Origin of the sequence: uncultured Xanthomonas sp. (genome assembly GCF_964278005.1) — a bacterium.
GTDB classification, from domain to species: Bacteria; Pseudomonadota; Gammaproteobacteria; order Xanthomonadales; family Xanthomonadaceae; genus Xanthomonas_A; species Xanthomonas_A sontii.
The window spans coordinates 432,369-444,973 of sequence record NZ_CAXYKF010000015.1 but is presented as its reverse complement, the minus strand read 5'-3'; the positions used below and the strand labels follow the sequence as shown (position 1 = coordinate 444,973).

At 68.1% G+C, this 12,605-nt stretch carries 12 protein-coding genes; 6 read left to right on the top strand and 6 right to left on the bottom strand.

Going from position 1 to position 12,605, the window contains the following annotated elements; all coding sequences use genetic code 11:
• Window positions 1-32: 32 nt before the first annotated feature.
• From ACHWVH_RS10425 to ACHWVH_RS10415, 3 genes are read left to right on the top strand one after another with little or no spacing between them, the layout of a single operon-like run.
• Window positions 33-1,604 (top strand): proton-conducting transporter membrane subunit, encoded by a 1,572-nt coding sequence (locus tag ACHWVH_RS10425; protein ID WP_394687099.1) that lies wholly within the window; start codon window positions 33-35, stop codon window positions 1,602-1,604.
• Between the two features lie 23 nt (window positions 1,605-1,627).
• Window positions 1,628-4,063, top strand: coding sequence for a YbcC family protein (locus ACHWVH_RS10420; protein WP_394687098.1), 2,436 nt, complete (start codon window positions 1,628-1,630; stop codon window positions 4,061-4,063).
• On the top strand, window positions 4,023-4,502 hold the full coding sequence (locus tag ACHWVH_RS10415) for a winged helix-turn-helix transcriptional regulator (RefSeq protein ID WP_394687097.1): 480 nt from the start codon (window positions 4,023-4,025) through the stop codon (window positions 4,500-4,502). Before ACHWVH_RS10420 ends, ACHWVH_RS10415 begins: the two co-directional genes overlap by 41 nt.
• Here ACHWVH_RS10415 and ACHWVH_RS10410 read toward each other — a convergent pair whose 3' ends face one another.
• The 3 genes from ACHWVH_RS10410 to ACHWVH_RS10400 form a co-directional block, all read right to left on the bottom strand.
• The gene (locus ACHWVH_RS10410; RefSeq protein ID WP_152244511.1) at window positions 4,503-5,024 is read right to left on the bottom strand and encodes an arsinothricin resistance N-acetyltransferase ArsN1 family B; all 522 of its coding nucleotides are present in this window, start codon (window positions 5,022-5,024) and stop codon (window positions 4,503-4,505) included.
• A gap of 40 nt (window positions 5,025-5,064) precedes the next feature.
• Complete coding sequence (arsN2, locus tag ACHWVH_RS10405) at window positions 5,065-5,496, bottom strand: arsenic resistance N-acetyltransferase ArsN2 (RefSeq protein ID WP_394687096.1); 432 nt, start codon at window positions 5,494-5,496, stop codon at window positions 5,065-5,067.
• Between the two features lie 126 nt (window positions 5,497-5,622).
• Window positions 5,623-5,937, bottom strand: a complete 315-nt coding sequence (locus ACHWVH_RS10400; RefSeq protein WP_043092091.1) for a helix-turn-helix transcriptional regulator — start codon at window positions 5,935-5,937, stop codon at window positions 5,623-5,625.
• 41 nt (window positions 5,938-5,978) lie between these two features.
• Between ACHWVH_RS10400 and arsH the strand changes: the two genes are divergently transcribed.
• Window positions 5,979-6,713, top strand: coding sequence for an arsenical resistance protein ArsH (arsH, locus tag ACHWVH_RS10395; protein WP_295928664.1), 735 nt, complete (start codon window positions 5,979-5,981; stop codon window positions 6,711-6,713).
• A 333-nt stretch (window positions 6,714-7,046) separates the two neighbouring features.
• On the opposite strand, the gene guaA is transcribed toward arsH, so the two are convergent.
• From guaA to folD, 3 genes are all read right to left on the bottom strand, one after another.
• Window positions 7,047-8,612, bottom strand: coding sequence for a glutamine-hydrolyzing GMP synthase (gene guaA / locus ACHWVH_RS10390; RefSeq protein ID WP_394687095.1), 1,566 nt, complete (start codon window positions 8,610-8,612; stop codon window positions 7,047-7,049).
• A gap of 100 nt (window positions 8,613-8,712) precedes the next feature.
• Window positions 8,713-10,170, bottom strand: coding sequence for an IMP dehydrogenase (gene guaB / locus ACHWVH_RS10385; RefSeq protein ID WP_267092322.1), 1,458 nt, complete (start codon window positions 10,168-10,170; stop codon window positions 8,713-8,715).
• A 281-nt stretch (window positions 10,171-10,451) separates the two neighbouring features.
• The gene (gene folD / locus ACHWVH_RS10380; protein WP_017913744.1) at window positions 10,452-11,363 is read right to left on the bottom strand and encodes a bifunctional methylenetetrahydrofolate dehydrogenase/methenyltetrahydrofolate cyclohydrolase FolD; all 912 of its coding nucleotides are present in this window, start codon (window positions 11,361-11,363) and stop codon (window positions 10,452-10,454) included.
• 51 nt (window positions 11,364-11,414) lie between these two features.
• Here folD and ACHWVH_RS10375 point away from each other — a divergent pair, with 51 nt between their 5' ends.
• Window positions 11,415-11,711 (top strand): DUF1244 domain-containing protein, encoded by a 297-nt coding sequence (locus tag ACHWVH_RS10375; RefSeq protein WP_394687094.1) that lies wholly within the window; start codon window positions 11,415-11,417, stop codon window positions 11,709-11,711.
• 4 nt (window positions 11,712-11,715) lie between these two features.
• The gene (locus ACHWVH_RS10370) at window positions 11,716-12,489 is read left to right on the top strand and encodes an alpha/beta hydrolase (RefSeq protein ID WP_394687093.1); all 774 of its coding nucleotides are present in this window, start codon (window positions 11,716-11,718) and stop codon (window positions 12,487-12,489) included.
• Window positions 12,490-12,605: the final 116 nt, after the last annotated feature.

The following is a 12,605-nucleotide window of genomic DNA, read 5'->3' as shown; positions in this document are numbered from 1 at the left end:
CCCGCCACTGCGCTCGATCCAAGGGGATTGCCTTGTCGCTCTATCTGCTGCCGCTCTCTGCCCCACTCCTGTTGCTGGTCGCAGCCGTGTTCGGCTTTGTCCGCAGCGGCCGACGCCCCCGCTTCCTCCCCGCCTTCGCCGAACGTGCCGCGCTCGGCGCACTGCTCGTCGCCATCGCCTCGTTGGCGCTGCTGATCGCCCGCGGCGCCGGCGGCAGCGCATCGATCGGATGGAGCGGCATCGGCCTGTCGGTCCGGCTCGATGCGGTGAGCACCACGATGCTGCTACTGGTCGCCTTCGTCGGCTGGATCGTGGTGCGCTACACCCTCACCTATCTGGATGGCGAAGCGCGGCAGGGCTATTTCACCGGCTGGCTGTGCGTCGCGCTCGCCGCGGTGCTGCTGCTCGTGCAGGCCGGCAACCTGGTCCAGGTCGTGGTGGCCTGGATCGCCACCAGCATCGCGCTCAATCGTCTGCTGCTGTTCTATCCCCAGCGTGTGGCCGCGCAACGCGCCGCGCGCAAGAAGCGCCTGTTCTCCAGCATCGGCGCCATCGCCCTGATCTGCGCGGCGCTGCTTGTCTGGAAGAGCCTGGGCACCACCGACATCGCCACCATCAACACGCTGGCGCGGAACGGCCAGCATGGCGGGGCCCTTACCGCGGCGGCCGCCTTGATGGCGCTGGCCGCGGTGCTGAAATCGGCGCAGTTCCCCACCCACGGCTGGCTCACCGAGATGATGGAGGCGCCTACGCCGGTGTCGGCGCTGCTGCATGCCGGCGTGGTCAACGGCGGCGGCTTCCTGCTGATCCGCTTCGCCGACCTGATGCTGGCGGCCCCCGGCGTGCTCGCCGTGCTGGCCATGCTGGGCGGGTTCACCGCGCTGTTCGGCGCGCTGGTGATGCTGACCCAACCCGCGGTCAAGACCTCGCTGGCCTGGTCCACGGTCGCGCAGATGGGTTTCATGATCCTGCAGTGCGGGCTGGCGCTGTTCCCGCTGGCACTGCTGCACATCGTCGCGCACTCGCTCTACAAGGCCCATGCCTTCCTGGCCTCCGGCGGCGCCGTCGAGCAGGTGGCGTCCATTCGCCGGCCCGGGCCGGTCGCCGTGCCCAATGGGGCCGCGGTCGGCCGCGCCTTCCTGATCGCGCTGGCGATCTATGTCGGGATCGGCGCCGCCTTCGGGTTCGCCTTCGGCTTCGGGCACAAGTCGCCGCAGGCCCTGGCCCTGGGCGCCATCCTGATCTTCGGTGTGGCCTATCTGCTGGCCCAGGGTCTGGCCGATGCCGCGCCGCGTCCGCTCACCCGCAGGACCGCGCTCTACGCCAGCGCCGCCGCGGTCGGTTACTTCGCGCTGCAGACCGCAGCCGAATGGCTGACCACGGGGGTGCTGCCGGCGACGCCGGCGCCGGGTCGGCTGGAGTGGACACTGATGGCGCTGGCGGTGCTGAGTTTCGGCCTGGTGGCGGTGGCGCAGGCGCTGTTCCCGCTGTGGGCCTCGCACCCGGCCGCTGCCGGACTGCGCGTGCATCTCGCCAATGGCCTGTACGCCAACGCCACGCTCGATCGTCTGCTCGGCGGCTGGTCCATCCGCAAGACCTCGTGACCCTTCACCGCCAGGACACCCCCATGCTGATGACCACCACCGACGCACCGTCCTTGTCTCACGAGCTGATCATCGCCGCTGCCGCGCGTGCGGCGCGGGCCATTCCCCCGCTTTGGCCGCTCGCCTCGAGCGTGGCGGTCAACCCCTTCCTCGGCCAGACCGGCGAACCGCTGCCGATCGCGGCGGCGCGGCTGCGGCGCGCCGCCGGCATCGCCGTGACCATGCCGCGCGCCTGGTATGCGCAGCGACTGCAGTCCGGCGAGATCGCCGAAGAGGATCTGCAGGCGGCCTGGAACAACGCGCCGGCGGCGCTGCGTCCGCCGACGGTGGCCGCGCTCAAACTCGACGTCGATGCCATGCGCCCTGCTCCGCAGGCGATCCCGACCGTCGCCGATCTGGCACGCGATGCGTCGCAGGTCGACTGGCCGGGCATCGTCGAAGAGCGCATCGGACACTGGGCCGCCAGCTACTTCGATCAGGGCCAGGCGCTGTGGGTCGCCGGGCAGCCCGGCGGCGCCTACAACGCGTGGCGGCTGGTCGCGATGCACGATCTGACGCCGGAAATCGCCGGGCTCACCCGATTCGCGCAGCAGGTGGCGGACGCGCCAGCGACTGCCGAAGAGGCGATCGTCGAGGGCGTCGCCCGCCTCGGCCTCGCGCCGGAGGCACTGGACAGCTACTTCCACCGCCTGCTGACCACGCTGGGCGGCTGGAGCCAGATTGCGCGGTATCGGCTCTGGCAAGCGGAGTTGAGCGGCGGAACCGATGCCTGCGTCACCGACCTGCTCGCCATCCGCATCAGTTGGGAAGCCGCAATGCTGGGCAAGTTCGGCGCGGTGATCGCGCCGCAGTGGCGAAGCGCCGTCGCCGCTTACGTCACGCCGGTGGCGGCGACTTCGGACGACGTCGTCGACAGCATCCTGCAGGAAGCGGCCGAACGAGCCGCACAGCGGCGGCTCGGCAGCGTGCTTGCAGCGTCCGTCTCGGCCCCGGTCGCTCCCGACCGGATGACGTTGCAGATGGCCTTCTGCATCGACGTACGCTCGGAAGTGTTCCGCCGCGCGCTGGAAAGCCTGGATGCCGGCGTCCATACCCTGGGATTCGCCGGATTCTTCGGGTTGGGCATCGGCCATCGCCGGTTCGCCTCAGACGTGGTCGAGGCACGCCTTCCGGTGCTGCTGACACCAGCGGTGCACACCTGCGCGGGAGCGGCGACGTCGTCGATGTCCGAGGCGGACCTCGCCGCACGGATCGCGGCCCGCGCGAAGCGTGCCTGGGGACGCTTCAAGCTGGCCGCCATTTCCTCGTTCGCCTTCGTCGAGGCCACCGGCCCGATCTACGTCGCCAAGCTGCTGCGCGATGGCTTGGGACTGACGCGGCACTCGGCGCCGAACGATCCCGCGCCGCGCCCGGCCGAGGCGCTCGACCTCGACACGCGACTGACCATGGCCACGCGCATCGTCACCGCGATGTCGCTCACCAGCGGGTTCGCCCGACTTGTCGTGATCGCCGGCCACGGGGCAAACGTGGTCAACAATCCGCACGCCAGCGCCCTGCACTGCGGCGCCTGCGGCGGCTACTCCGGCGAAGTGAACGCGCGTCTGCTGGCCGCGCTGCTCAACGACTCCGAGGTACGCGCCGGTCTAGCCGAACGCGGCATCACAATCCCCGCTGATACGTTGTTCGTCGGCGCCCTGCACGACACCACGACCGATGCGGTCACGCTCTACAGCGCCGACCATCCTTCGCCCGACCATGCCGCCGACCTCGACCAGGCGGCGCGTTGGCTGCACACGGCCGGCGCGCTGGCCCGTGGCGAGCGCGCGCTGCGCCTGCCACGCGCGCAGCGGAGCCAGGACATCGCGCCTCGCGCCCGCGACTGGGCCGAGCTGCGCCCGGAATGGGCCCTGGCCGGCTGCCAGGCCTTCATCGCCGCGCCGCGCGCGCGCACGGCCGGGCGCGACCTGGCAGGACGCGCCTTCCTGCACGACTACGATTGGCGGCGCGACGAAGGTTTCGGTGTGCTGGAATTGATCCTGACCGCACCGGTCGTGGTCGCCAGCTGGATCAGCCTGCAGTACTACGGCTCGACCGTCGCGCCCGAGGTCTTCGGCGCCGGCAACAAGCTGCTGCACAACGTCACCGGCGGCATCGGCGTGGTCGAGGGCAACGGCGGTCTGCTGCGCGGCGGACTCCCCTGGCAGTCGGTCCACGACGGCGAACGGCTGATCCACGAACCGCTGCGGCTTTCCGTGCTGATCGAGGCACCGACGGAGGCGATCGGCGACATCCTCGAACGTCACCCGCAGGTTCGCGCGCTGTTCGACAATCGGTGGCTGCATCTGTTCGCGCTGGACGACGAAGGGCGCATGGCGTCGCGCTACACCGGCGAGTTGCGCTGGGAGGCGTGTCCTGGCGATGCGCCGCCCAAGCGCAGCGCCGTGCCGGCACACGCGTGACCGGATGTCACCTGGTCACATCGACCCACCTGTCGACGTCCCTGCACCTGATGCGGGCGGCTGCCTGGCGACGCGTCAGATCCTGGATCGCATCGGTGACAAGTGGAGTCTCTACATCGTCGCCATGCTGGCGAACGGCCCGCAGCGCTTCAACGCATTGAAGCGTGGCATCGACGGCATTTCCCAGCGCATGCTGACGCTGACCCTGCGCGGACTGGAACGCGACGGATTGGTCACGCCCACGCTGTATCCGACGATTCCTCCGCGCGTCGATTACGCACTGACCGACCTTGGACGCACGCTATTGAAGCCGGTCATGGCGCTGGTCCATTGGGCGAACGAGAATCAACGCGCCATTGCCGAAGCGCATCGACGTTTCGACGAGGCGCCGGAGCAAGATCAGGTCTTGGTTCAGGGCGACGTCTACCAGCGGCGTTAGTCAGACTCCGTTTTCGTGGGGCGCGACTGGAAGAAGCAACTGCCAGTAAGCGACATCCACCCAACGGCCGAGCTTGTAACCGACCTGCTCGAAGTGCGCGACCTTCTTGAACCCCAGCGCCTCGTGCAGCCGGGCACTTGCATCGTTCGGTTGAGCGACACCGCCGATGACTGCGTGCAACTCCAGCCGTCGCAGTGTTTCCAGCAGCGCGCCATACAGGACAGCGCCCAGCCCTCGCCCGCGATGCCCATCAGCCAGGTAGATCGTGGATTCCACCGAACGCTGGTACGCCTTTCTCGCTCTCCATTGTGTGGCGTAGGCATACCCGGCAACCTCGTCGCCCACCAGCGCCACCAGCCACGGAAGGCCGACGCTCTGTACGTCTTCAATGCGCCTGGCCATGTCGGCCGACGTCACGGCATCCAGTTCGAACGTGACGCACGTGTTGGCGATGTAGTGGTTGTAGATGTCCGCGATGCGCTGGGCATGCACGGGACTGGCCGAAACGATGGTCGCTGTCACGGTCACCGGCTTCCTTTGTTGATGAGAGGCAAGGCCTGGATCACAGGCGCTTCGACATGCAGACAGCGCTGGACGGACAGAGGCGTTCGAACTGGCTCGACGCCCCGACCAGCGGCGGCACCTGCCCCCGGTCGCACTGCACGTAGCCCATGGCGGCGAACACATCCTGCGCCGTCGTGGTCAGCAGATACAAGGCAAGCACCTCACGCTGCACAGCCAGGCGCTCCGCCTCCCGAACCAGCCGACGCCCGAGTCCATCACCGCGATGCCCCTCCACGACGCACAACGACCGCAGCACGCCGTGTTCGCCATGGAATTCGACAGCCACCGTACCGACCAACCCATCCCGACGCGCGGCAAGGAACTGTCGCGACGCGTGACCGGCGATCAGGTCGGAGGTCGGCAACCCCGAGGACTGCAGCAGTTCTTCCGTCTGCGGATCGAACTGCGACAGGCTGATCACGACGTCCATGACCTCACCTCGGTATGTGCAGAAGAACGACACGGCGGTTGGCGGCAGCCTGGCGATGCGCCGTCGGCGCGACATGAGCCGTGTCCACGCTCATGTCGCAGCCATCTCGCATCGAGTGGCCAAGTTTCAGCAAGTCCGTCCTGCTTCGCAACGCACGTCGCCGCCGCAGCAGTTCTCGGTCAGGTAATCGAGCAGGCGCGTCATCGTGTCGAACTCGGCGCGATAGCAGACCGTCCTGCCCCGTTGCTCGGCGCGGATCATTCCGACAGCAGCCAGCTCCTTCAGGTGGAAGGACAGGGTCGGCCCCGGCAGGGTCAGCGCGCTGGCGATCTCGCCCGCCAGCTTGCCCGCCGGTCCGGCCTGGATGAGCAGCCGGAAGATGGCCAGACGGGTCTCGTGGCCCAGTGCCGACAAGGCCTTGGTTGCGGTCAAATGTTCCATTATTTTAGAATAATGGAATTAATGAAACCAGGCAATCGATCATGGACCTTCCCAATCTGGATGCAACGCTTGCGCCCGCAGCGGATCGCGCGCACCTGGCCGCCGGCGATGCCGAGCACAAGCCGCGCATCCTGATCCTGTATGGATCGCTGCGTCCGGAGTCCTACAGCCGAAAGCTGGCACTGGAAGCGCAACGGCTGCTCGACTACTTCGGCGCCGAGACCCGCGTTTTCGATCCGCACGACCTGCCCATGGTCGATGCCGTCGGCCCGGACCATCCGAAGGTGCAGGAACTGCGCGCCGCTTCGCTGTGGTCGGAAGGCCAGGTCTGGGTGAGCCCCGAACGTCATGGCGCGGTGTCGTCGGTCTTCAAGAATCAGATCGACTGGCTGCCCCTGCAGGAAGGCAGCGTCCGCCCGACGCAGGGACGCACGCTCGCGGTGATGCAGGTCTGCGGCGGATCGCAATCCTTCAACGTGGTCAACGCGCTGCGCCTGCTTGGTCGCTGGATGCGGATGGTGACCATCCCGAATCAGTCGTCGGTGCCGAAGGCCTGGCAGGAGTTCGACGCCAATGGCCGCATGAAACCGTCTGCGTACTACGACCGCGTGGTGGACGTCATGGAGGAACTGGTGAAGTTCACCTATCTGGTGCGCGGCCGCAGCGACTACCTGGTCGACCGCTACAGCGAGCGCAAGGACACGCAGGCCGCCGCTGCACTGGCGGCGGCCGCAGGCGCGGTCGAAGCCACCCAGGCGGCAAAGACCGCGCCATGAAGGCCGTGATCTGCCACAACCCGGAATGCGGCACCTCGCGCAACGCCTCGCCCTGATCCGCCACGCGGGCGCACACCCTTAGGTCGTCGCATACCTCAAGACCTCTCCAAGCCGGCAGCGACTTGTGGAGCAGATCGCCGCATCCGGGCTGACGGCACGAGAGGTTCTTCGGGAGAAAGGCACGCCGTATCACGCGCCGAAGCTACGGCATCCCGAGTTGACGGACAGCGACCTGCTGGACGCGATGCTGGAAGGCGAGCCGAAACACTACCGCAATGCCAAGCCTGCTTCAGGGCGCGCCGATCAGCAGCGGCGCCCACGAAGGAGGTCACCTCACTCCCACTCGATCGTCGCCGGCGGCTTCCCTGAAATGTCGTAGACCACCCGCGAGACCCCGCGCAGTTCGTTGATGATGCGATTGCTCACGGTGCCGAGGAAGTCGTACGGCAGGTGCGCCCAGTGCGCGGTCATGAAGTCGATGGTCTCGACCGCGCGCAGCGCGATCACCCACTCGTAGGCGCGGGCATCGCCGACCACACCGACCGACTTCACCGGCAGGAACACGGCGAAAGCCTGGCTGGTCTTGTCGTACAGGTCGGCCTTGCGCAGTTCGTCGATGAAGATCGCGTCGGCCTTGGCCAGCAGTTCGGCGTACTCGCGCTTCACTTCGCCGAGGATGCGCACGCCCAGGCCGGGGCCGGGGAACGGATGGCGGTAGACCATGCTGCGCGGCAGGCCGAGTTCGACGCCCAGGCGCCGCACTTCGTCCTTGAACAGTTCGCGCAGCGGTTCGACCAGGCCCAGCTTCATGTGCTCGGGCAGGCCGCCGACGTTGTGGTGGCTCTTGATGACGTGGGCCTTGCCGGTCTTGCTGCCGGCCGACTCGATCACGTCCGGGTAGATGGTGCCCTGCGCCAGCCACTTGGCATTGCGGAGCTTGTTCGACTCTTCGTCGAAGATCTCCACGAACAGGTTGCCGATGATCTTGCGCTTGGCTTCCGGGTCGCTGACGCCGGCCAGCGCCTGGAAGTAGCGGTCGGCGGCGTTGACCCGGATCACCTTGACGCCCATGTGCTCGGCGAACATCGCCATCACCTGGTCGCCTTCCTGCCAGCGCAGCAGGCCGGTGTCGACGAACACGCAGGTCAGCTTGTCGCCGATCGCCTTGTGCAGCAGCGCGGCGACCACCGACGAATCGACGCCGCCGGACAGGCCGAGAATCACCTCGTCGTCGCCGACCTGGGCGCGCACGCGGGCGATCTGGTCGTCGATGATGTTGGCCGCGGTCCACAGCGTGGCGCAGCCGCACACGTCGACCACGAAGCGGCGCAGCAGGGTCTTGCCCTGCAGGGTGTGGGTGACTTCCGGATGGAACTGCACGCCGTACCAGCGCTTGGCCTCGTTGGCCATGGCCGCGACCGGGATGCGGTCGGTGACGGCGGTGATGGTGAAGCCCGGCGGCACCTGCGAGACGTGATCGCCGTGGCTCATCCACACGTTCAAACGCGACGCGCCTGCGTGATCGGTCAACCCGGAGAACAGCGCATCGGCAGCGACCACCTCGACCTCGGCATGGCCGAACTCGCGCTGGTCCGCCGCTTCGGTGGCGCCGCCGAGCTGCGCGGCCAGGGTCTGCATGCCGTAGCAGATGCCGAAGATCGGCAGGCCGCTGTCGAACACTTCCTGCGGCGCGGCCGGCGCGCCCGGCAGCGTGGTCGATTCCGGGCCGCCGGAGAGGATGATGCCCTTGGCGCCGAAGCCGGCGATCTCGGCCGGATCGTGGTCCCACGCCCAGATCTCGCAGTACACGCCCAGTTCGCGAATGCGCCGCGCGATCAACTGCGTGTACTGCGCACCGAAATCGAGGATGAGGATCTTGTCGCTGTGGATGTTGGTCATTGGGGCCGGGAATCGGGAACGGGGAATCGGGAATGGGCAAAGCGGTACAGACGCTGGTTCATCGATTCCCGACTCCCGATTCCCCATTCCCGGATGGGCGTCAGCCCATCCTGTAGTTCGGCGGTTCCTTGGTGATCTGCACGTCGTGGACGTGGCTTTCGCGCTGGCCGGCACCGGTGATGGTGACGAACTTGGGCTTGGTGCGCATGTCCTCGATGGTGGCGCAGCCCACGTAACCCATGGTCGCGCGCAGGCCGCCGATCAACTGGTGGATGATGCCGCTGAGCGGGCCGCGGTACGGCACGCGGCCTTCGATGCCTTCCGGCACCAGCTTGTCGGCGTCGGAGGCATCCTGGAAGTAACGGTCCTTGCTGCCCTTCTCCATCGCGCCCAGGCTGCCCATGCCGCGGTAGCTCTTGTAGCTGCGGCCCTGGAACAGTTCGACTTCGCCCGGCGCTTCCTCGGTGCCGGCGAACAGGCCGCCGACCATCACCGTGGAGGCGCCGGCGACCAGTGCCTTGCCGATGTCGCCGGAGTAGCGGATGCCGCCGTCGGCGATCAGCGGGATGCGGTCCTGCAGCGCCTCGGCGACCATGTCGATCGCGGTGATCTGCGGCACGCCGACACCGGCGACCACGCGCGTGGTGCAGATCGAGCCAGGACCCACGCCGACCTTGACCGCGTCGGCACCGGCGTCCATCAGCGCCAGCGCGGCATCGCCGGTGACGATGTTGCCGCCGATCACCTGCAACTGCGGGTAGGTCTTCTTGACCCAGGACACGCGGTCGATGACGCCCTGCGAATGACCGTGCGCGGTATCGACGATGACCACGTCCACGCCGGCCGCGGCCAGCAGTTCGATGCGCTGTTCGGTATCGCCGCCGACACCCACCGCGGCACCGACCAGCAGCCGCGTGGCGGCGTCCTTGGCGGCGTTGGGGTTGTCGGTCTTCTTCTGGATGTCCTTGACCGTGATCAGGCCGCGCAGCTCGAAGCCGTCGTTGACCACCAGGATCTTCTCGATGCGATGGCGGTGCAGCAGCTGCAGCACTTCCTCGTCGCTGGCGCCTTCGCGCACGGTGACCAGGCGATCCTTCTTGGTCATGATGTGGCGGACCGGATCGTCGAGCTTCTTCTCGAAGCGCATGTCGCGGCTGGTGACGATGCCGACCAGTTCGCTGCCGTCGACCACCGGCACGCCGGAGATGTTGCGGGCGCGGGTGAGTTTGAGCACCTCGCCGATGGTGGTCTCCGGACCGACCGTGAACGGCTCGGTGATGACGCCGGCCTCGAACTTCTTGACCTTGGCCACTTCGGCCGCCTGCTGCGCCGGGGTCAGGTTCTTGTGGATGATGCCGATGCCGCCGAGCTGGGCCATGGCCACCGCCAGGCGGTGCTCGGTGACCGTGTCCATCGCGGCCGAGAGGATCGGCAGTTTCAGGCGCAGGTCGCGGGTCAGCCGGGTTTCCAGGCTGACGTCCTTGGGCAGGACGGTCGAATGGGCGGGGACGAGCGAGACGTCGTCGTAGGTGAGAGCTTCAGCCTGGATGCGCAGCATCGGCGGACCCGAGTGTGGGGAAGCGCGGCATTTTAACGCATTGGGGCGGGGATTTGGGAGTCGGGAGTGGGGATTCGTCAAGACCTCGCCCTGCGCGGTCGTGCCGTTTGCCTCTCTTTCAGCAGGGCGATCTCGACGGCCTGCCGATCCCGCATGCAAACCGGAAAGGCCGCGCATGCGCTTTTGCTGTTGCCTTTAACGAATCCCGAATCCCGAATCCCCAATCCCGCGCAGCCTTCAACGAATCCCGAATCCCTAGTCCCCAATCCCGGCCACTGCCCTCAACGAATCCCGAATCCCGAATCCCGACTCCCCGCCGCCTCAGCGGCCTCGATCGTGTTCTGCATCAGCGTGGCCACGGTCATCGGCCCGACCCCGCCCGGTACCGGGGTGATCCAGCTGGCGCGCTGCGCCGCCGCGTCGAAGCCGACGTCGCCGACCAGGCGGCCGTCGTCCAGACGGTTGATGCCGACGTCGATCACCACCGCGCCGGGCTTGACCCACTCGCCCGGGATCAGCCCCGGCCGGCCCACCGCCACCACCAGGATGTCGGCGTCGCGCACCCGCGCCTGCAGCACCTCCGGCGGGGTGAACTTGTGGCAGCAGCTGACCGTGCAGCCGGCGATCAGCAGCTCCAGCGCCATCGGCCGGCCGACGTGGTTGCTGACGCCGACGATGGTGGCGTTGCGCCCGCGCACCGGCTGGTCGGTGTGCGCCAGCAGGGTGACGATGCCGCGCGGCGTGCACGGGCGCAGGCCGAATTCGCGCAGCGCCAGGTGGCCGACGTTCTCCGGATGGAAGCCGTCCACGTCCTTGCGCGGATCGATGCGGTGGATCAGCCGGCTGGCGTCGGGGATGCCCGGCAGCGGCAGTTGCACCAGGATGCCGTGGATCTTGGGGTCGGCATTGAGCCGGTCGATCAACGCCAGCAGCTCGGCCTCGCTGGTGCCCGCCGGCAGGTCGTAGTCGAACGCCTCGATGCCCACCTTCTCGGCCGCGCGGCGCTTGTTGCGCACGTACACCGCCGAGGCCGGATCGCCGCCCACCAGCACCACCGCCAATCCGGGCCGCGGCTGCCCGGCCGCCAGCCGCGCATCGACCCGCGCCTTCAGTTCGTCGAGCAGGTCTTCGGCGATGCGCCGCCCGTCGAGGATGCGGGCCGGGACGGAGGAGACGGGCGCGGAATCGGTCATCGGGGCGGGCGGGTGTAGAGTCGGGGGATGTCCATTGTCCCCGATTCCGCCATGACCGACACCACCCGCATCGAGGCCGCCGCTTTCCGTCGCCTGCTGCAGCACCTCAATCAGGACCGCCCCGACGTGCAGAACATCGACCTGATGATCCTGGCCGGGTTCTGCCGCAACTGCCTGGCCGACTGGTACCGCGAGGCGGCGGTCGCCGAAGGCGAGGACCTCAGCAAGGAACAGGCGCGCGAGCGCGTCTACGGCATGCCGTTCGCCGACTGGAAGGCGCAGCACCAGGCCGAGGCCACACCTGAGCAATTGGCCGCCTTCGCCGAGGCGCAGCGCAAGCACGGCTAGCGCGATGCTGCGTTACACCGCGATCGCGGCAGCCATTCTCGCCGCGGCCTATATGGTGGTCTGTGCCTTGCTCTACCTGGGCCAGCGCGACCTGCTGTATTTCCCGCAGGGCACGCGGGTGGCACCGGCGCAGACCGATTTCGCGCTGCGTCGCGGCGCGGACGTGGAGCTGCGCGGCTGGCAGGTCAATCCCGGTCGCGACAAGGTGCTGCTGTACTTCGGCGGCAATGCCGAGGATCTGCGTTTCGCACGCGCGCAGTTGCAGGCCGCCCTGCCCGACCACAGCCTCTACCTGCTCGCCTACCGTGGCTACGGCGCCAGCGACGGCAAGCCCAGCGAGACCGCACTGGTGGGCGATGCCGTGGCGCTGTACGACCATGTTCGCGCCGCGCAGCCGCAGGCACAGATCGCGGTGCTGGGGCGCAGCCTGGGCAGCGGCGTGGCCAGCCAACTGGCGGCGCGGCGCGCGGTGGCGCAGCTGGTGCTGGTGACGCCGTTCGATAGCCTGGTGTCGGCGGCGCAGGCGCACCACCCCTGGGCGCCGGTGCGCTGGCTGCTGCGCGATCGCTACGACTCGGCGCGCGCCTTGCGCGCCTATCGCGGCCCACTCCTGATCCTGCGCGCCGGCCGCGATCAGGTGGTGCCGCCGGCCAGCACCGACGCCCTGCTCGAGGCCCTGCCGCAGCATCCGACCGTGGTCGCCTTCGCACGGGCCGACCACAACGACATCAGCGACGATCCAGGCTACGTGCTGGCGCTGCAGGCGTTCTTGCGCTGAGGCGGCATCGCTCGGGCGGGGTACTCGAAAGGTACGCGGGAGTCGACTGTCATGCAGCCACGACGCGCGAAGTGGTGTGTGCTTCCGAAAGCGCAATGCGTCGGGACTGAAGTCCC